General features: G+C 49.1%; 22 protein-coding genes. 1 reads left to right on the forward strand and 21 read right to left on the reverse strand.

What is annotated here, in order from left to right; translation table 11 throughout:
- Positions 1 to 296: 296 nt before the first annotated feature.
- The 11 genes from IDM48_RS10760 to IDM48_RS10810 form a co-directional block, all read right to left on the reverse strand.
- Positions 297 to 776, reverse strand: a complete 480-nt coding sequence (locus IDM48_RS10760; RefSeq protein ID WP_202939881.1) for a hypothetical protein — start codon at positions 774 to 776, stop codon at positions 297 to 299.
- A gap of 114 nt (positions 777 to 890) precedes the next feature.
- Positions 891 to 1,367 carry a hypothetical protein gene (locus IDM48_RS10765; RefSeq protein WP_151148109.1) on the reverse strand — a complete coding sequence of 159 codons (477 nt, stop codon included), beginning with the start codon at positions 1,365 to 1,367 and terminating at the stop codon, positions 891 to 893.
- A gap of 97 nt (positions 1,368 to 1,464) precedes the next feature.
- Positions 1,465 to 3,729: an alpha/beta hydrolase gene (locus IDM48_RS10770; protein WP_190617392.1), complete on the reverse strand. Its 2,265-nt coding sequence runs from the start codon at positions 3,727 to 3,729 to the stop codon at positions 1,465 to 1,467.
- A gap of 85 nt (positions 3,730 to 3,814) precedes the next feature.
- Positions 3,815 to 4,129, reverse strand: coding sequence for a hypothetical protein (locus IDM48_RS10775; RefSeq protein ID WP_190617394.1), 315 nt, complete (start codon positions 4,127 to 4,129; stop codon positions 3,815 to 3,817).
- Positions 4,130 to 4,221: 92 nt separating this feature from the next.
- Positions 4,222 to 4,902 (reverse strand): hypothetical protein, encoded by a 681-nt coding sequence (locus tag IDM48_RS10780; protein ID WP_190617396.1) that lies wholly within the window; start codon positions 4,900 to 4,902, stop codon positions 4,222 to 4,224.
- Between the two features lie 5 nt (positions 4,903 to 4,907).
- Entirely contained in the window at positions 4,908 to 5,405 is a 498-nt protein-coding gene (locus IDM48_RS10785) for a hypothetical protein (protein ID WP_190617397.1), read from the reverse strand.
- Positions 5,406 to 5,450: 45 nt separating this feature from the next.
- Entirely contained in the window at positions 5,451 to 6,548 is a 1,098-nt protein-coding gene (locus IDM48_RS10790; protein WP_190617399.1) for a hypothetical protein, read from the reverse strand.
- A complete protein-coding gene (locus IDM48_RS10795) occupies positions 6,549 to 8,084 on the reverse strand; it encodes a hypothetical protein (protein ID WP_190617401.1) in 1,536 nt (511 codons plus the stop codon).
- The gene (locus IDM48_RS10800; RefSeq protein WP_190617403.1) at positions 8,085 to 8,339 is read right to left on the reverse strand and encodes a hypothetical protein; all 255 of its coding nucleotides are present in this window, start codon (positions 8,337 to 8,339) and stop codon (positions 8,085 to 8,087) included.
- 81 nt (positions 8,340 to 8,420) lie between these two features.
- Positions 8,421 to 9,239, reverse strand: coding sequence for a hypothetical protein (locus tag IDM48_RS10805; protein WP_190617404.1), 819 nt, complete (start codon positions 9,237 to 9,239; stop codon positions 8,421 to 8,423).
- Positions 9,239 to 10,387 carry a hypothetical protein gene (locus IDM48_RS10810; RefSeq protein ID WP_190617406.1) on the reverse strand — a complete coding sequence of 383 codons (1,149 nt, stop codon included), beginning with the start codon at positions 10,385 to 10,387 and terminating at the stop codon, positions 9,239 to 9,241. The genes IDM48_RS10805 and IDM48_RS10810 overlap by 1 nt, the downstream gene beginning before the upstream one ends.
- A 658-nt stretch (positions 10,388 to 11,045) precedes the next feature.
- Here IDM48_RS10810 and IDM48_RS10815 point away from each other — a divergent pair.
- Complete coding sequence (locus IDM48_RS10815) at positions 11,046 to 12,071, forward strand: DUF3800 domain-containing protein (protein ID WP_190617410.1); 1,026 nt, start codon at positions 11,046 to 11,048, stop codon at positions 12,069 to 12,071.
- A 78-nt stretch (positions 12,072 to 12,149) separates the two neighbouring features.
- Here the strand turns inward: IDM48_RS10815 and IDM48_RS10820 are convergent, their stop codons facing one another.
- From IDM48_RS10820 to IDM48_RS10865, 10 genes are all read right to left on the reverse strand, one after another.
- The gene (locus tag IDM48_RS10820; RefSeq protein ID WP_190617411.1) at positions 12,150 to 12,497 is read right to left on the reverse strand and encodes a hypothetical protein; all 348 of its coding nucleotides are present in this window, start codon (positions 12,495 to 12,497) and stop codon (positions 12,150 to 12,152) included.
- Between the two features lie 2 nt (positions 12,498 to 12,499).
- Positions 12,500 to 13,069, reverse strand: a complete 570-nt coding sequence (locus IDM48_RS10825) for a hypothetical protein (protein ID WP_202939882.1) — start codon at positions 13,067 to 13,069, stop codon at positions 12,500 to 12,502.
- A 36-nt stretch (positions 13,070 to 13,105) separates the two neighbouring features.
- Positions 13,106 to 13,690, reverse strand: a complete 585-nt coding sequence (locus IDM48_RS10830) for a hypothetical protein (protein ID WP_190617415.1) — start codon at positions 13,688 to 13,690, stop codon at positions 13,106 to 13,108.
- Positions 13,691 to 13,701: 11 nt separating this feature from the next.
- Positions 13,702 to 14,277, reverse strand: coding sequence for a hypothetical protein (locus IDM48_RS10835; protein WP_190617417.1), 576 nt, complete (start codon positions 14,275 to 14,277; stop codon positions 13,702 to 13,704).
- On the reverse strand, positions 14,270 to 15,313 hold the full coding sequence (locus IDM48_RS10840; protein ID WP_238398085.1) for an alpha/beta hydrolase: 1,044 nt from the start codon (positions 15,311 to 15,313) through the stop codon (positions 14,270 to 14,272). The genes IDM48_RS10835 and IDM48_RS10840 overlap by 8 nt, the downstream gene beginning before the upstream one ends.
- A gap of 37 nt (positions 15,314 to 15,350) precedes the next feature.
- The gene (locus tag IDM48_RS10845; RefSeq protein ID WP_190617420.1) at positions 15,351 to 16,181 is read right to left on the reverse strand and encodes a transposase family protein; all 831 of its coding nucleotides are present in this window, start codon (positions 16,179 to 16,181) and stop codon (positions 15,351 to 15,353) included.
- A gap of 192 nt (positions 16,182 to 16,373) precedes the next feature.
- Positions 16,374 to 16,970 (reverse strand): hypothetical protein, encoded by a 597-nt coding sequence (locus IDM48_RS10850; RefSeq protein WP_190617422.1) that lies wholly within the window; start codon positions 16,968 to 16,970, stop codon positions 16,374 to 16,376.
- A gap of 2 nt (positions 16,971 to 16,972) precedes the next feature.
- Positions 16,973 to 19,156 (reverse strand): alpha/beta hydrolase, encoded by a 2,184-nt coding sequence (locus tag IDM48_RS10855; protein WP_190617423.1) that lies wholly within the window; start codon positions 19,154 to 19,156, stop codon positions 16,973 to 16,975.
- 5 nt (positions 19,157 to 19,161) lie between these two features.
- Positions 19,162 to 19,479, reverse strand: a complete 318-nt coding sequence (locus IDM48_RS10860; RefSeq protein WP_190617425.1) for a hypothetical protein — start codon at positions 19,477 to 19,479, stop codon at positions 19,162 to 19,164.
- A gap of 134 nt (positions 19,480 to 19,613) precedes the next feature.
- Complete coding sequence (locus tag IDM48_RS10865; protein ID WP_190617427.1) at positions 19,614 to 20,120, reverse strand: hypothetical protein; 507 nt, start codon at positions 20,118 to 20,120, stop codon at positions 19,614 to 19,616.
- Positions 20,121 to 20,127: the final 7 nt, after the last annotated feature.

A 20,127-nucleotide genomic window follows, 5' to 3' on the forward strand; every position in this document is an offset into this window, starting at 1 on the left:
AACCGATTCGCTTCAAAGAGTACGTACACTACCGCAAGAGCTTCCAACACGAGAATGACTGAAAAAATAAGGATAAGGATATTAAGAATCCGATGACCAAGGGTCTTTGATTCTCGCCTAGGGGAAATTTTCATAGAATTTATCTTCTTGCTACGCACTGGGGGATCTAGCTTTATGACGGCCTAAAAATGGGGCGTGTGATTCTCTACTGAAGGTGTTCAGTCATTGACAACACCCGTTGCTATACAAAGCCCCCGCAGAGACCGCATACACAAATCAACCTAACTCATTATCTTCTATGCTTTCTCCCCCGGGAAAACCTGAGCCGAAGACTCATCACCCTTAAAACCAGAAAAACATTCAGTATCAGCTTCTACCGACTCACCACCGACACCAGCGGTATAAACCACCACAGTGCCGTGCTCTAAATCGGTGGCAATCTGAAACATACCCTTACTCTCACCTACGTTGCGCACCTTCAAACCACGAGATTCCCAAGCCTGTCGAACTTTATTAATTTGATGTTGATAGTTCTCAGTGCCAAGATTCTGATCATAGGCTGTAGCTTTCAGCTCAAGATTTCCCTTTCCTTCCCCGCAGGGAAAAACAGTCACATCCGCCCACGATGCTTCTCGATAGGGAAAAGGCTTCGTATTATTCATCCATAGAAACTTCGCCTCATTCCCATTAGCACTAGCAGCAACAGCTACCGCAGAGTACATCTCCTTGAAAATCTCGTTAACATCAGGCTCAACAGCCCCATTCTTCTGAGTCACAGAACCGCATCCTGTCACCACAAGCACCGCAATGACGACAGCCACGCAAACAATCAGAAAACGGTGGAACCCCGAAGAGAAAGCCTTTCCCCGAAGCCCCAGGAAAACGAATGACTATGAAGCTGATGCAGACGACGGGGCAGGAATCTCAGCAGAACACGGCGAAGAAATATCAATATAATCCACTCCGCCCTCACTCACCGAATACAAAACCGTCACCCCTGCAGGAGTCGAAGCGCCAATCGTAATCCCCGGAGCATCCTTGGTCCCCGGAGCAACGTTCTTCACTTCCCACCCTAAAGACTCCCATCTTGCGCGAATCTTCTCAGACTGAGGCTCCCACTCATCAGCAGAGTACTTCTTATTTCCTTCTACCGGGGCAGAATACTTATATTCAAAACCATCTTTAGCATTGCCACCACAAACCGCGGAAAATATATCTATATTATTATCAAGTTCGGAAGCCTCATAAGGCCGTCCACCTTGATACTTGAAATAGTGTGGACCCACTCCCGTAGCTTTGACTGTCTCTTGAACCGCAGTGCGAAAATCATCCTGCACAGCTTCAACCTTTACACCCGAATCCGACATAGAACTCCCCTTATCCTCACTACTATCCATAGAACAACCAGAAACACCCAACAACGCTAAAACACAAACAAAACTTGCCACCAGCTGACGCATCAAACTACCTACTCTCAAAATTCTCAGGCCTACTACCCACAACACTATCCTCAGCCAACCCCTGCTCAGCCATCATCTCCCGCACCTTCGACTCAGAAAGATCACCAGATACAGAGTCCTCACCCGCAAACGGCCCCCACGACCACTGGTCAACTGGCTCCACAAAACGCTGAGCATTCTCGCCCCTGCCCATAGAAGCTTGAGAAATCATTTCCAAACTCGTCGTACCAGGAGTGTAATACCCCTGCTGAGGACCAGGTATTCTCGGAAAATCAGATAAACCATCCACCTTATCCATAAACCCAGAACCGTTACTTTCAGTCAGCCCATGATGATCCACATCCTCCCAATACTTACCATCAAGGCTGTAACCACCATGAGTTTGCAAGGCCGTAGCATCGGTAATTTTATCCGGAGTATCACGCTTCAAGTCATAATTAATACTTCCCGTCCCTTTAAAACCAAGGGGAGCAGTCCAATCTTTACCTGTCGCTGCATAGTAAATATTTTGTTTACCATCACTACCGCGTTCAACCGCCAGCCCCGTGGAATTCGCCTGGTCGATATTGGACTGTTTCACACCAGCAGAACCAACCGCCACATAATCATCGACCTTACTCTGCATCCGGGTCAGAGAATCAGTCGCTGTCGTCGTCCCGTAAGAGTGAGCAATGATGGAATAGTACGCATCGTTTAGATGCTGCGCATCCGGCGCTTTCGTCGCCAAGAAGCCGTCACTAAACCCAGCCAAGGACACCCCTCCGCGTTCGGCTAGATCAGGGCGGCGCACCGAAGAGGAATAAGGAGCATTCAGGTCTCCTCCGTTATAGGGCTTATATTCCGGCTCGGACAGAAGATTCTTAGCTTGCTCTCCCACCGTCGGAGGAGCATCATAGCCAGCACGAACAATCACAGCTTGGGGAGTGCCACCGAGGTAAGTTTTACGTCGATTGTATATATTTTGCCCCTGTCCCATTTGCGCTGGCATAGAACCATAAGCGCTATTATCCATGCCATGAATTACCGAGGTAGTATTCTGCGACGCATCTAAATCTCCGATTGAGATGGAAGCCATCACATTATTATCAGCATTGCTGTCCCGGTATTTCGGAAGAGTTCGAACCAGATCAAGCTGTATCAGCTGACGAACATCTGTAATACCGACATCATTATTAAGCGAAGACTTTACATTCTCTAGAGCAGTTCTTGTATCCGCATCCATGCTCTCTCCAGCAACAACCCATTTATTACCCGAGAGCAAATCATCCAACAAACCCCGCAACGCCTGATCACGCTCACCATACGAAACACCATCAAGGTTTCCCACAAAACCAGGAGCAGCAGCTATCAAAGCCTTCTTCTGCTCATCGCTGAGCTTTTCACCAGCAAACCCGCTCTTACCATCACCAGATGGGTTACCCCACCAGTCCTTCACCATAAAAGTATTCTCAACACTCGTGCCCTCAGGGAATAAGGGAACCAGTGCCAAATCCGGACGAGAAGCAAAAAAGACACTCAACTGCTCCGGAGAAAGATCAGAAAGCTCAGATAATAGCTCAGGAAGTTTCTCCGGATCGCTCAGCACCTTTTCATAAGCGGCACTCACCTTCTTCCCCTTATCGCCTAAGCCTCCCAACTCATCACTCACAGCGCTGACAGAAGGAGCAAAACTACCCCCAGCCCCGAACAGCGTATTCACCGACCAAGTACCAGCCCGCTGAAGACTATATGCCTCGACCGCTGCCGAGGACTCCCGTGCATACTCCTCACGAATACCATCCACCGTCCGCTGAGCCGCGTCAATCACTAGTTGAGCAGCAGCCATCTCTTCTACCAAGTGCCGCTTTTTCGCATCAGCAGAAGCATCTTTCTTCTTCGCAGCAGAGGCAACTGCTCCTAAAGTACTGATCTGTGCAGAACTATCGGCGCGGCTGGCATGAGCATCCTGAGCTGAACGTAACGCAGCATCAGCACGCTCTTGCATATCAGCTAGCTTGCCTTTCCACGAGTTCAATGTCTCTCTGGCAGCGGTGAAAGCATCAGAAAAATGAGATAGAGCTGTTTGCCCTTCGGAAGCCACTTTTTCCATCCGCTGAACACGGTGAGAAACTCCATTAGTAGCTGTAATTTTAGACAGTTGGTTCGCTAAGTTTTGAACATCTTGTGCTCGGCTCTCCCAGTGAGAGATAACAGGAGTCCACGCATCCGGGGCCCCAGGGCAGGGGTCGCCGCCAGTTAAAGGTGTCCAGTCAGAAGGGCGATTACTCATGATGTATCACTTTCAAATCTTGTCAATACTATGGGGGGAAGAGAGGTAATGCTGACGTTATAGCTAGTAGATAACGGATGGAGGATTAAGATTTTTGAGCTTGGGCCGCGACAGCGCCTAGTGTTCCTACTGGGCCTGGGTTGCTGGTGCCGTCTGCTTCTTTAAAAGTGTCATAGGTAATTTGTGCGCCTTCTTGCGCGTTGGAAAGTGAGGTTGAAGCATCCACTAGAAGTTTTTCTTCCTCAGCCTTCACGGTCTCCGCGTGATGTGCTGCTACCGGGTCCTCGCTAGCGCTTGAGGGAGCTAATGATCCAGCAAGCTGTTCCATGCTACGGTGACTTGTTTTGAAGGTATCTATCAGTTGTTGTAGTAAGTCGTAACTGAAATCTAGGTCTGGCATTTCAATCGTTTCCTCTCATGCCTTACATATTCTGTGCACTATCGTTACCAACAAATTGCTCTAATGCCACATCTGTCTAACCGGACACCCCGCTACCCTTGGTCCAACTCACCCACACACCGACCCCACACATAATGCAACAACAGATTCAAGGACAAACTATCCTCAGCCTCTACTTCCCACACCGAGCCCGAACCACTCCCCTCAGAAGAACCTTTCAACCTCCACAACCAACCCTCACGGAAAAAAATATGAACCCCACCCGGCAAAGCACTACAATTCACCCGCCACCCACGAGCAGACTCATCAAAAACCCCCGCACTCAAAACCTCAGCTGAAAAACTCGCATCCCTCACCTCAGGCACGCCCACCGCTGGAAGAGACACCCACGACAAGACATGTTGCAACGCATTCTCATGCGTCGTCCGCGAAAAAATAAACTCACCCGTAGCACACCCAGCATCATCAATGACCGCCGCGCGCACAATACTCTCTTCTTCACCCAGGGAAACTCGCAGTACATTCTCCTGCTCAGCATGCAACTGGCACACCGACAACTCACTCGCAGGGCTCCTCACCAGACCTAAGATACGTGTGCCTCCACTAGTGAGTTTCCCGCGCTCATCAAGAATCCCTACCTGCTGTAAATCTGCTCTGACAGACTCAGGCAACGACACCCACGCCTCACCAGCGGCCCCTGCCTGCCCCAACAACTCCCACACCAAATCCGGCAACAGAAGAGTTTGTTCAAAATCATTGTTCGCTAAAATCATCAGAATCAATCCTCATAGAAAGGGAAGTGGTACAGCCTAGTAGCAGGAGAAAACGTTTGAATAATATGAGTACTCAACGAAAACCCGGTATCCGCTAAAGCCAAAGGAACCGTTACCGTCACCGCAGTAGCAACCTCACCCACCAGGGTAAAAAGCTGAAAACACGCCAACACAGCCTTGTTCTGCACCCTCGAATGCACCACCAAGGAAACTTCTTCGGTTTCCGTGAAATACTCACGCTCACCTAAGAGCACGAAGTTTTGCTTTGCGAACCTCTGCCGCAGGGACTCCACTTGGGTGGCAGTATAAGCCTGTAAATCCTGCAGCTCTTCCGGCGGAGCCTCCACCGTGACCACCACGTTTACTCCCGCCAGATACTCCTCTGTTGCCTGAGCAACCACAGCAACAGACTCATTAGCCCCTACATCCACTACCCAGTGCTCAGGAACTGTAAGTTTTACCCCGCTCGTGGGTTCCACATACGTCCTCATCTGCATAACCATCCCTTTCTCCACATCACTACAGAACTCTCGCCACGTCACCGAGGGTTACTGGCCAGAAAAATACTCCCCCTGGCCATGCTCAGGCACCACAGAACCCTCCACCGGCCCCTGTTCCCCGGCGAAATTCTTCCGCACCAAAGACCCAGCCGTCACCGGCAACCACCGCTTCGATTCCAAAGCCTTCACTAACCTGGCAGGCTTAGCCTTCAGGCGCGTCCACCAACCCTGATCCGAGACAAACACAAACGACTGACCCGAAACAGAATCAGGCTCACCCACAGTAATCTGCAACTGCCCCGAATCCAGGCGCTGCAGTTTCACATCAGCAGAAGAAACATTGGCAAAAGAAACCACCCAACTATGCCGACGCACATAATCCTCACCCGCAACCTGCACAAAACTGAGCCGATGCAAATCCACAAACAACTCCACCGTGCGCGTACGAGTCTGCTCCAGATTCGGCTCGGCCGGGAAATACATAGACTTCCGGTAAGAGAGGTCTTCGGCACAGAGGTATTTTTCAGGGATCTCCCCGGTGAACGTAAAAGGCCCAGTAATCGTTCCGCGCAGAGTGTACCGGTGGGTGTGATTGGAGGGGATCTGATCCTGATACATCTGGAAACTGGTCTGCGTGTTGGTGAAGGCGGTGAGTTCGGTGACGAAGGGCTGGTTGGTTTTTCGGATGTTGGTGATGGGCTCTATTGGTGGGGCTGAGCGGGTGTGGAGTCTGTAGAGTCGGGCGGCGTGAATGTGGTGGTGTTTTTTGTGGCGGGTCCAGGCGTAGAGGGTGTGGTGGGTTTCGCGCCACCAACGTGGGCGCGGACCGATGAAAGGAGCAGGCGAGAAGAAAGTACCGGTCCACGTGAGTAAAAACCAGCATCCCGCGCCAAATCCTAGAAGAGCAACAACCCATGAATATGGTTGGAGATAAGCATTTTGGTTCATCATCCAAGAAAAAATAATACAGAGAAATAAAAGACCCATCCCGCCGAGGGCAAATAAATAAAGATCCATCCAAAAAGGGTCTTTGGTAAGGGCGTAAGTGCGGTTCTTTCCTCCCCCAAGTATTGCCCACCCACCAAGTCCGATAATCGTCATGAGCAATAACCATAAGATTCCTGAAGGTAGTTCGAAAGACACCATTTAATTGAATACTCCTTTTACGGTATTAAAAATTCCACCTGCTGCATCAGCCAATATGTCATCTGCTCCGAGAGCTTTGGCTCCTTCTTCACCAGCCCAGCCACCAACAATGCCACCAGCAATACCACCGACCACACCGCCAACAGCCGTACCCAAACCAGGAACCACTGAACCCAACACAGCCCCCGTAGCAGCACCAGCAGCAGCACCACCAACTATCCCAGAACCCGTAGTAGCAAAACTAGCTCCGGCAGCGCGTGCCCGCTTTTCCCCCTCTGACGAGGAGGCATGCTTATCCTCATCGTAATATTCGGAATAGTTTGATACACCACTAATGACATTTCCGACATACGGAACCTTCTTCGCCACTTTTCCAACCATCGGCAAATGCTTCGCAAAAGCCCCCACCGCACCATCGGCACTCTCCGAGAGAACCTTGGCATTAGAGGCAATCACATTCTTCGACTCACCCAACCGGTCAAAACTCTTACTCACCGCATCAATAGGCAAAGAATACTTGGGGAACATCCCCCGAACAGAAGACGCCATCCCCGCAGCCAACTCATCAGTATTACCTACTAGCGACTTCGTCCAATCATCCAAGTGCTCAACATTGCCATCCAGAACGTTCTTAAAGACACCTTCAAGATCCATCTTTTGAAGCTTGGACCCAATAAATCCAGAGGTCAGCTTCAGCTTCTCCTTCAAAGGGTTCGGGAAATACACATCTCCCTCAAAACCCGTCAACTTCGCAAACATCTTCGAGGAACCCGCACCAGAACCAGGCCCCAGCCCCAGCCGGAAGGACGAAAGAGCTTTCTCCACCCCACCAATATGAGCAAACAATAAATCGTTATAGAAGAAAGAAGACTTGATACTCCCATCATCTTCAAAAGGAAGCATCGAACGCGTAAACTCCAGAACCGACCCCAACTCAGGGTGAGCCTGTTCAACCTGCCCAATACAAGCAGCGAACCTCCTACCCAAGGAACTATGAGAAGTCGTCTGCGCGGTGACCGAAGAAAACTCAGGCGCCACATACGAGCCTTGGAAAGATTTCTCCAACTGATCATGACTGACCTTGAGCTGCTCAAAATCAAACCGAGCTGCCTTCAGATCAGATTCGGCATCAGCAATATCTTCCCGTAGTGACTTCTCTTTCCCACCGCCCTTTTTATCGTCCTTACTCAGACCCTCAAGTGTCCTACGGTGAGAATCAATACTTTGCTGAGCATCTCCTGCTTTTCGCGCAAGCTTCGCCGCTGAATCCTGAAGCTGTTGAAGCTGATCAGCCCACCCCTTACACAGCTGCTCTAAAGATCCAGCAGTTTCTTTTGCCTTGCCAAAAGCCGACTCCATCTCCCCCAGGGCAGAATCAAAATTTCTAGCAGCCACACCGAGGGCATCTGTGTCTGGTTTCTTGATAGGGTCAAAAGCTTTCGAAACATCACCCCAATACGTGGAGAGAGTTTGGAAAGCTTGCGGGTCCCCTTTAAATTGTTCACCGCCGAGGGCTCCCCAGTTTTCTCCGCTCATTTATTTGCCTCCTGCCTGATCGGCCTCTTTCATGTTGGTTTGTACCGTGGTGATGGCTTCTTTAAGGGTGCTGACTTCTTGGTGGGTGGTTTCTACACGGGTTGACCAGGTGCTGTTTTCTCCGGTGATAGTAGCGGTGGCCTCGCCGTAGTCACCGCTAGGTGTCCCGCCGAGGGATTCCAGGGCTCGTAAGGCGTCTTGGGCGCTGGTGTTCCAGGAGTTGAAGTCTTCAGAGGAAAGTTTGAGGGAGGTCATGAAAATTCATTCCTTTATTTCTAAAAAGTCTCGGTAAAGCTAAGGGGTAGAACATTGGAGGGGTAAAGATAAGTAATCCTTCTAGGGATTTGGATCGCTGTGTTGCATGGTGACATCCACGGAGTATGAGCCGCCTGAAACATCACGCAGCACCACCTGTGCCTCACCCAACACCTCACCCGCAACAGAAGAAACCGAACACGAGAGCCCCTGCCCCTCCCTCAACACCACAAACCCACCACCACAATCAACCTTCGGCCTCTCACCCAGCTGCCCCTCCAAAGCATCAGCAACCACACCAGCCACCGAACCCCGACTATCCGACAACGGCTCATCCGCCACCGACGGAGAAAGCTTCACATCCAACGACGGCACGCCCTGATCAGAAACACTCTTCACCACCGCCACAGCAGAACGCGGCTCATCCTCCCCCACAAACCTCACCTGACACGCCGTGCTAGCACCCACCTGCCGCGGCAAAGAATCACCACAAACCACCGAAGGAGCAACCTTCAACTCACTCTTCAATGTCTGCTCCACCTGCGCTTTCACATCTGAAGCACTCACCGGCGGTGTCTCCGACTCCCAACCAGGAACCAACACCACATCCACCGCATACCCATCATCAGAAAGAGAAGAAATACTCACCTGCGCAGAACGAGCAGACTCCTCCTGCCCCACAACCACCTCACAGGTAGCTGAAGCACCCACCTCAACCTTCACCTCCGCTGCGCCGCAATCCATCTGAGAATCCTCACCAGTCTGAGCTTTCACCGCTGAAACACCAGCAGACTCCAACTCAGAAGCACTCACTATCTCAGTATCTGCACCGCAACCAGATATACCCAGCGCCGTAGCACCGGTTAAACCCAGCACCGTATACAACTTAGAAAAACGCATCAGAAAACCTCTCCACCAGACGCCACCTGCACCGACGTCACCTGGCCATCACCAACATTCACCAAAGCACGCCCCACCGGACGCACCTGGCCCAAAATCTCCTGATTCAAGGCCAACCCAAAAGGCTTACCACTAAAAATAGAGGCCGGATCCAACAGGGCACCATGACGACGCTTGACCAACTCATTCATCCACGACAAAGCACCCACCCGATCCAACTCATCCAAACCATCAGCAGCAATCACCCGTAAACCGTTGTTGTTCAAGGCAGCACCAATTTTCTTGAACTCATCAGTGACGGGGTAATCCGTGATCGCCGAAGCATCATCAACCACCAGCAAAATGTTTTCCATCGCCAGCACCTCACGCACCACCTCAGCAGTAATATCAGCACCAGCATACGAGGCAACCACAGACGGATGAGCAGCAAGCTCACGCAACGGCGAACGCAACGGAGTCATCAACACCACCGGCACCCCCGCATCCAAGCACGACCGCGTCAAAGCCACCAAAGCAGTAGACTTACCCGACCGGGTAGAACCACCCACAATAAAAGTCGGGATATCCATCAAATCCACCGACACCGGCCCCACATCCTGACCCCCGATACCCAACACAGGTCTCCAGGGCACCAGCGCACTTGCACCCCCTGCGGCAGAAAGAACCTGGGGATAAGAAACCTTCACCGGCAAATCCTTGAAAACAGCCGGGACATGCACCAAATCCACCCCGCCTTGCGATTGGGTAGCCTTCTGCCCGATAACACCCAGTGCACGCACCTGAGCCTGTGAGGATAAATCAGCATCCAACACAGCAAACTGAGTCTCACGCGAGGTAGCAGACTCAAAAGCACGCCCCGACCCGATCTTCTCCGGCAACTCACGCGGGGACAGACCAGCCATCGCATAATCCGTCCGATCAGCCAAACGCAACAAGTACTTATGCTCCACCAGGCTATTAGTGCGCGAAGACAACAAAGAACGATCACCGGCAATAATAAGGTGAATACCGGCTGAGGCGCCCTCGCGCAGCAACCCCAGCACCGCCTGCCCCACACTGCTTTGGCAGTTATCTCCGATACCGTTGAGGAACCCCTCCCACTGGTCAAAAAGGATGACAATATGAGGGATCTTTTGGTCAGCAGGCACATTACGGCGTTATTCAGGATGGGGGGATACTAACCGTGCAACCTCAGAAGCGTCCGCTACGTCGTCGTGAGCGTACTGCTGGTTTTACCCGTGGTGATGATCCTCCAGATAAGGCAAAGGGAGGGAAGGTTTCGTAGACCTCAGGTCCTTAGTTGGGCATGCCTAAAATGAGTTTTTTGATGCTTTTCGCAGTGGCGGGAAGCATTTTTTATTGCCTCGATCTAGAGAGAACCGGTTTTTAATGAGTTTTGGGTGGTTTTTAGATACAGAAAAGCCCGATTCAGCTGTTTTGCTGAATCGGGCTTTCTTGGTGGTGTTTCTATACAAACGTTTTTTCTGTACGATACAAACGACCCGCGGTGGGTCGTTTGCATGGTTAAAACTAGCCCGGTATAGCAAGGATCCTGCCTCCCTATTTGAGGGATTCGGTAAAGCTTTCCCGAAGCAAAAAGCAAATTTTCCCGAAACTGGGAACAACGCAACAAAGGAACAAAACCCAGTGCATATCGAGGATAATTTCAATCCTCATGACGATAAGATCCTTAGCCGCCCCTAGTTTCCCAGTAATCACGAGCCGCGACTGGACAACATTGCCCTCTGTCTAAAGGGACGAGAAAAATATGATTGACTTCTTATATAAATAGCTTTAAAGTTCATATTGGTAGCAAGTTCTGAGCAACTGAAGCGCCTTTCCGAGAGCCCGTCTATGCACGGGCTCTTGTGCTATCTTCAGATTATGCTTCTTGCTTATATCGACGAATTTGGACATATCGGTCCCTACATCTCCTCCCGCCATGAGAAGTTTAAAGACCATCCGGTCTTTGGTTACTCCGGATTTATAATTCCTGCTCATAACGTGAGGCCGCTGGGAGCTTTTTTTGAATCCGTCAAAAGCAATTTGCTTGCATATGAGATTGAACAGTCAGGCAAACATCCCAAGCGATGGGAGAAAAAAGGCGCCTCACTTTTAACTACCAGAAACATGGAAAAATACGGGGATGAGATTCGTCCTGCCATGAAGCGTCTTTTTAGAAAACTTTATCGGCTGCATGGAAGAGTCGTCTTTGTAGGTCAGATTAAACCTGTTGGGTCTAAAGCTGAAACAGGCGAAAGTACAACGGATAGAAGCAATCACGTGCTCCGCCAAATTATCAAGGAGATAGCTGGCTACGCAGACAGTCTGGATGAAGATGTTTTAATTTTTCTCGATTCGGTGGATACGAAAACGCGCGAAGAATCACTATCGGTATGTGCAAGTTTTATTTATGCTTCTTCATCAACAAACTCAGTCAAACGAGTGTTGGAGGCACCTATGCAACTAGAAAGCCACCTCTATGGAACAACGCAGTTTGCTGATTGGATTTGCGCTCTCCTAGGCCGGTCATCTCATTTCCATCTTGTACCTGACTCAGAATTCAGCTGGGCCCCAAAATTATTGGATGAGATGCTGGCATGCGCCCATAAAGATAAAGCCACTACTCAATATTCCCGTATTCAGCCATATCAAAGCAATAAGCGAAAAATGAAATCAATTGGCATTCTTTCCTTACGTTCGCAGAAAAAGTATGTAGATTCTCAACCTAAGAAACAAGTCGATAAGAGAATGACTCAAAAGTTAGGTTTGGAACACCCAAAGTTGGCGGATTTTTATGAAACTTTAAAGAAAAGCTCTCCTGAAAACTGATATTTGCTGAGCCTAGTCTTCGATACTCCAGCGGATAAGCCCAAATCGATATCTCTGACAACATCATTCTCAGACGCTCTAACGACAACACCCGTTGCTATACAAAGCCCACGCAGGCATCGCCAACACGAACCAACCCACTACCAACGCCACCGCACCATACAGCACGGTCAAAACAACCGCGGCAGCCTTACTACCCGAAGCAGCATAAAGCGGATACAACAAAGCCAAACCCAACCCCAGCAGAGCACTAAAAATCAGTAACCCGCACAAGGGCAGAAGATTCTGATCAGTACCCAACCACACCAACAGCCCTAGCGCTATGCTCGAGGCAAGAAAAAGTACCAGCGACCACAGGATAATCGAAGCAGAGTCCCTATCTTCGCTTAGCTTCGAAGGCTCCTGGCTAGAATACTCATCCACCATCGTTATGCCTTCTCGCCCGGGAAAACCTGAGCCGAAGACTCATCACCCTTAAAACCAGAAAAACATTCAGTATCAGCTTCTACCGACTCACCACCGACACCAGCGGTATAAACCACCACAGTGCCGTGCTCTAAATCGGTGGCAATCTGAAACATACCCTTACTCTCACCTACGTTGCGCACCTTCAAACCACGAGATTCCCAAGCCTGTCGAACTTTATTAATTTGATGTTGATAGTTCTCAGTGCCAAGATTCTGATCATAGGCTGTAGCTTTCAGCTCAAGATTTCCCTTTCCTTCCCCGCAGGGAAAAACAGTCACATCCGCCCACGATGCTTCTCGATAGGGAAAAGGCTTCGTATTATTCATCCATAGAAACTTCGCCTCATTCCCATTAGCACTAGCAGCAACAGCTACCGCAGAGTACATCTCCTTGAAAATCTCATTAGCACCAGGTTCAATAGCCTTATTCTTCTGAGTTACAGAACCGCATCCTGTAAGCATGAGCACCGCAATGACGACAGCCACGCAAACATTCAGAAAACGGCGGAACCCCGAAGAGAAAAACATCAAGAAAATCTTTCCCCGAAAACCCAGAAAAACGAATGACTATGAGGCTGAAGCAGAGGACGACGGGGCCGGGATATCAGCAGAACACGGCGAATACACCCGAATATAGTCCACTCCGCCCTCACTCACCGAATACAAAACCGTCACCCCTGCAGGAGTCGAAGCACCAATCGTAATCCCCGGAGCATCCTTGGTCCCCGGAGCAACGTTCTTCACTTCCCACCCCAAAGACTCCCACTTAGCCCGAATCTTCTCAGACTGAGACTCCCACTCATCAGCAGAGTACTTCTTATTTCCTTCTACCGGGGCGGAATACTTATATTCAAAGCCATCTTTAGCGTTACCACCACAGACACCAGAAAATGCTGCAATATCATCGTCAAGCTCTGATGCGTAATACACCTGCCCGCTCTGATATTTGAACTCTTCCTCAGTTAACCCTGTGGCGTTAACTGTTTCTTGAACCGCCGTGCGAAAATCATCCTGCACAGCATCAACCTCCGCACCAGAATCCGACACCGAACTAACCGCACCATCCTCGAACTGCACAGAACACCCAGAACACACCATCGTGCCCAGGACTAGCCACCCAATTACTGATTTGCGCACAACAAGACCCGTCATATAAGTGCAATTTAAGATGCAGAAGGAGAAGGCTCAGGACTCGGTAAATTGCACTCCGTATCGGCTAATATCATCAGTCCCGTCTTCCCAGCATAAAACTGAACCAAAACACCTTTACTAGTCTGATAAGCAATCTTCTTCGACTGCCCATCTGCACCGACCTCATACGGATTCAACCCCCGTGATTCCCAGTGCGTCCACATGTCATTACTAATCTTGAGATATTCTTTGGTGGAATAAGTGCGTTCGTATTTCAAGACTACTGATTTCCTATAGAGCATCTGATTGTCCGCAGAGTCTCCACAATAAGAACCAGCGATAGGAACATAGTTCTTAAAATCTTCAACCTCAAACTGCTGTCCCCCAGTGTAAAACCACTTGTTTGCAGGAACACCTGAGGCCTCCACCGTAGCCAATACCGCCTGCTCAAAATCCTTATTTACATCCGCCAACGCATCAACCCTAGACGAAGAAGAACCAGATTCCGTTTCCTTTTCACTATGCACCGCACAACCTCCCAAAAACAGAGAACTCACCAACACCACACCAATAATTACCCGCTGACTCTTCCACACTTTATTATTCATGGATACCTTCTCCAACATTCACCAAATCAGAAAACTCCATACCTTGTTCATGCGCATACCTACGCACCTGCTCAGCAGAAAGCCTCCCGTCCCGATTAGCATCCAGATAAGGGTAAGAACCACTCTCAGGATCCCACTCATTACCTACCACCATCGGGCTAATCAATTTCTTACCAACCACAGCATAATCACCTAACGAGATACGGGAACCGTAATACAAACTACTCGTACCAGGACTCAAAATTCCATCCGCATCCCCATCATTGAGCTTCACAAACCGATAATCGGCAACTCCCTCTTTGCCATTCCTTTCAAACAGTCCATGCTCATCCGCATCTTCAAGATAATTACCAGAAGCATCGAAACCACCATTAGAACTAAAGGACTGGGCGCCTGCCGCTTGCAAAACCTCTGGAGTAGGTCGTGCACCAAGAAATGCTCCAGATTTTGCAACAACACTTTGATTAGGGCTAACAGCGGTATAGAAAATATTCGGTTTCTCGTTAGTCTTTTCTACTTGCCACTGCCCCCTGTAGGCTTTCTCGATTGCAGTCAAACTTAGGCCGGCTGAGTCATAAAGAACGACGTTATCTACTTTTGTCTGGGACTGGTATAAAGCTTCTGCGGATAACGTCGTGCCATAAGAATGAGCTTGAAGAGACACAAAAGCATCGTTATAAGCATCTGTGGAGCCCGCACCATAGGAAGGTATATCTTTATTAGATGATTTAGTAACATTCAAACCATCATAAAAGCTTGAAAGATTATGGGCGCCATCCCTTGCTTTATCCATCATTGCTACAGACCCTTCACCCAAAGTCAGTGTTTTCTCTGTTGCTTCAAGTGTGGGCGATTCGTAACCTATCCATGCAATAACTGTGTGCTTTCCTCCACCTGGAATATCTTGTTCTTTATACACGGCAGAAGCTGTTTCGACTAACGAACCGATGCTACCGTCCACGTTATTATCCATTCCCGGAACAATCATCGTCGTCTTGGACGCAATATCTACGTCCCCTACCGAAACAGCAGCCATCACATCGTTATAGGTTGATCTATCATCTACAAGAGTATTAGAAATATCTACAGTTAAAATAAATTTGGGTTCTTCTTTTGCTTTGAGGCTTATTCATAAGGGGTCCGAAGCCGCAAAGAAAATCAGCGCCCGCACCAGAAGAAAACACCCGCAAATAAACACCGAGCGGCCGACGGAAGCCCGTATGTAAAACCCGCCAGGTCTTCACCTGCGCAATCGTCCATTCAACCACCGAACGTAACCGATTGATCCTCCGATTATTCTCCTTCACCCTAGCCCTCATCCTTGCACCCGCTTTTCGTTTAGTCAGTGTGAGCAACCCCAGCCCGATGTACCCCTTATCTGCCAAAGTGGACTCACCCAAGAACCTCCCTAGCTGGTGAAAGCGAAAAGCATAAACATCATGCCTAGCCCCCGGCACCGGGTCGGTAATGGCTAGCAATCTCCCGTCTAAGGTACAGATGACTTGGTGATTGAAACCGGTTCTTCTGTGCTTACCTGAAAACAGTATTTGCCCTTGTGAAGACCAGTTCCAGATGGGAATTAACGTGCCGTCTATTACGAGTGAGCCAGGGACATTCTTGAGTGATTCAAGCTCGGGAACCTTCAACTCAGTCAGCTTCAATAAGGCACTTTCGATGCGGTTGATGATTCTAGAAACGGTGGCTTGCGAGAGATCAAAGATATCAGCTAAGAGGTCTTCGGTGATGTTGTGGCGTAGATAGATGAGGGTAATTTTCAGGGCTTGTGTCAGGCTGGTTTTGCGAGGTCTGGTGCCTGGTTGATTCCAGATAAGGTTCTTGTTCAGGGCTGTGGCGAGTGTGGCGAATTGTGCGCTAGTGAGCCCGGTTGTACGCTTGTTGTGCAACGGTTCTTCCGGTTTGGCTTGAGGTTATTTGTGATGATTTAACGCTCATTTTTGCCTTCGGTGGGACCGTTGTCTAGTTGGTGGCGGGTTCCTGGTTTTTACCCCTTATGAATAAGCCTCAAAGACACAACGAAAACTTACGCATAAGATCTCAACAGAAAACACAGTCCTACTTCTGCCCCTCATATCGGCCTAGTAATCTGGTTCATTACTAGACTTCGGAGGCGCATAATCCCGATCAATCACCGGCACAATCTTCACCGAGCACGGCGAATCAGACGTAATAAACTCCCCATACTTACCCGCAGAATACGTAACCTTCCCACCAGTCTTCGTCTGCGCAGCAATACTACGACTATTCTCAGAAGGACGAATATTCTGAGGCTTCAACCCCAGCGACTCCCAATACTCCCACACAGCATCCACCTTAGCCCCATACTCATCAGCAGAATACTTCACACTATTCTCCACCGTAAGACGGTAATTACCTTCATCCTCACCTTCATCAGTTTTACCGCAATACCCAGGGGTTATCGCATCAAATTCTTCAAAAGAGAAATCAGAGTCATCAGCGAACCGGAAAGATTTCGGATCAGTACCAGCAGCCTCAAGAGTGCCCTTAGTAACCTTCCGATAATCCCGCTCCATCTCACTACCAGTAACCGCAGAACTACTCGAAGACTCAGCAGCCGAACCCTGACCAAAATCCCCGCAGCCCGTAACCGTTGCCATCATCAATACCCCCGAAACAATAGATCCCATCACAACAAAACTCTTCCGAGTACTCATACTCATCCTTCCCTTTCACCCAGGTTTATCAAGTCAGCCTCAGAAGTATTTTGTGAAGCTTTAACTTTCTCCATCACATCAGCAGGAACTTTCCCATCCACTAAATCATCAGCGGTCACACGCTTCATCACAGGTTCACCCCTGAAATTCTGCTCAAAATACCACGGCTCATAGAACTTCTTAGCTAAGTCATCCGAATACCCCATCGCCGCGCGATTACCGTAGAGCGAAGTAACCGTATCCGCATAAGCAAAACCTTCATCCCCCGCCTCACCAACCAGACTATGAGTATCAACATCCTCAAAGAACTGACCATCTGCGCTAATACCTTCTGTTGATTGAAAACGCTGGGCATCTTTCATAAATTCTGGAGTGAAGCGAAATTCCTGAGCAATCACTCGCCGCGCGTAGTCAGGCAGTATTGCCGAGGCAATCCAGCCCGGAGCGTATCCTCCTGGCGCAGTCCAGTCTTCCATCGAATCCGTGTAAAAGATTTTCTGCCGTCCCTGCTCATCGCGATCCACCTGCCAGCCATCTCCTACATTAGAGTCAGCCACCGAGCTTTCACTCACACCAGCAGAAGCATAAAGAACAACATTATCCACAGTAGTTTCAGAAAGCTTCATAGCCTCACCGGTTGTGGTAGTTCCATAGGAGTGAGCAATTATTGATATAAAGGGGTCGCTGTATTGTTCAGGATCAACACATGTCTGGTTCGTTGGAGCTACATCAGATTTAGTGGCGTTAAGACCATCGACATAATCTGCCAATTTCTGACCGCCTTCACGGGCTAGATTGACATCTGTAACCAATTTATCCGGATATTGGGCTTGAACCCATACCTCTGGAGGTGTCTCATAGCCAATCCAGAGGTTGACCGCAATGTTTTGGTCTTCATCCCCATGGTCCTTTAAAGCGAATCTTTGTTCGTTATAGGTATTCAATCCCGCTGTAACTAAATCTTCCATGCTGGAGACATTATTGGCCATACCGGGAACAACAATAGAGACCTTATCCGCATCATCTAAAGATCCCAGCGAAAGCGAAGCCAGAACATTGTTATAGCTATATTTATCTTCATTTTCTTTTTTTAGGTTTGATAAATCTAGGCTAGTTATATAACGATGCGGTTCTTTTGGTCTAGCAATTGAAGACTTGAATAAATCATCTAAGATTTTTTGTGTTTCAGCATTTAAACTCGAATCAGCCATAGTTCTCTTCAGCAACCAACGATTTGCCTTATCTCGTGCACCATACGAAATACCGTTGAGATTCCCAATCATCCCAGGAGCAGCGTCAATCAAAGCGCTACGGTACTCCTTATCAAGAGCCGCCCACCAGTCCTTGACAACTACAGCATTTTCAACTGCCTCCTCAGACACCAAAAGAGGATACTTTGCAGCATCTGGATTACCAGCAAAATACTCCCTTAATTCATCCGCTTCTAAATCGGTCAGAGCTTCTAGATATCTCTCTAAATCTTCAGGGCTCTGAGAAGCTTTAGATTCCAGCATTTTCAGATATTGGGCTTCTTCAATACCTAAAGAATCGACAACGTTAACTGATTTACTAAACGGATTCCCTCGTGGAGTGTTTTTATAAATACCCTCCACCGATGCCAACTCATACCCACCAACAGCAGAAGCCGACTCCCGGGCATACTCACCCCGAATATCATCCACTACCTTCTGCGCAGCCTCAATATCAGCCTGCGCATCAGCAATCTCATCCTCAAGACCACCACCGCCAAAGAGCCCATGAAGCTTCACCGCAATAATCGGATCAGGTGACTTATCCTTAGCCGCCTCAGCCCTAAGCCCGTCCGCCTTGATTTGAGCATCATCCTGGGCAGTCTTCGCAGCCTTCGCCTTACGCAAAGCCTCATCAGCACGAGACTGCATATCCTCCAACTTACGCTGCCAGGAACGGGCAGCATCAGAGGCTTTCTCAAACTCATACGAAATCAGAGAGGCCATACCCGCACCATCCGAGAACGTGCCCTCTAACCGGCCAAAGGTCTTACCCTCAGCATCAATAGAAGTATGCTGATACAGCTTCTCCCGATACCCATCAATATCTCTGCTCCGTTGAGCCCAAAACTCCACGATGGCATCCCAGGCAGAAGGATCACCAGGACACGGATCCCCACCAGTGAGCGGGCTCCAGTCAGAAGGTCGAGTACTCATATCCTTTATTTCCCTTCTCCTGCACCATCGGCAGCCTTGAACGCATCATAAGCATCCTGGGCGCCATCTTTGGCATGGGTAAATGAGGTCACCGCATCAGAAAGCAGTTTCTTCTCTTGATCTTTGACCGTTGAGGCATGATGCTCTGCCACAGGATCCTCACTGCTGCAGGTAGGGCAGGTAGAACCTGCCAGAGTCTCAAAACCGGAACGAGTGTTTTCAAAAGTGTCGATGAGCTCTTGAAGGAGCCCATAATCAAACCGTAAATCAGCCATAGTCTTCTTACCCTGCCCTAGCCTTTTCAAAATCTGAGATGACAGCATCTACTTACAGAAAAGAGGCTACAAGCCAACTTTTCACTCCACTAGAGGAAAAAGTAAGAACCTCAAAAAGATTTCTAGAAATTCAAAAATCGCGGGCTGCAAGACCGTCTAAACGTGTCCGTGTCCCCAAGTACTTACTGCTTGTCGGGATCCAAATCCGCCGTACACGTCGATGAAACGTTAATAGCCTCCTTAGACGACGATACAACATAGCCCATCGTCAACCCCGAATCAGTATCCACCGCAATCTGAATCATGCCGTTCACGGCAGCAACATCACGCACTTCGAGCCCCTGGTCGGCCCATACCTGACGCATATGCTCACTTTTAGCTTTCACTTCCTCAGCCGTATGGGAAGTCATATACTCAAGATCGCTTCTGAGTACCCACTTATTTTTTCCATTGCCAATGTAATCGCATGCTTCAAGGGGAGCATACGAACCATCAGATACAGCTTGATAATCAATTGACTTATTCTTCGTATATGTAAATAAATCTGGGTCAATCCCTGACCCATCGATAGTCAGTTTCAGCAAAGAATTAAACTCACTCTGCAACTCTGCACGCTTTTCTTCAGCAGATGCACAACCTGAAAGCACCATCAACAACACCACACCTAACACCATTACAAACTTTTTCATCACAAAC

Source organism: Rothia amarae, from assembly GCF_014705945.2.
GTDB lineage: Bacteria > Actinomycetota > Actinomycetes > Actinomycetales > Micrococcaceae > Rothia > Rothia amarae.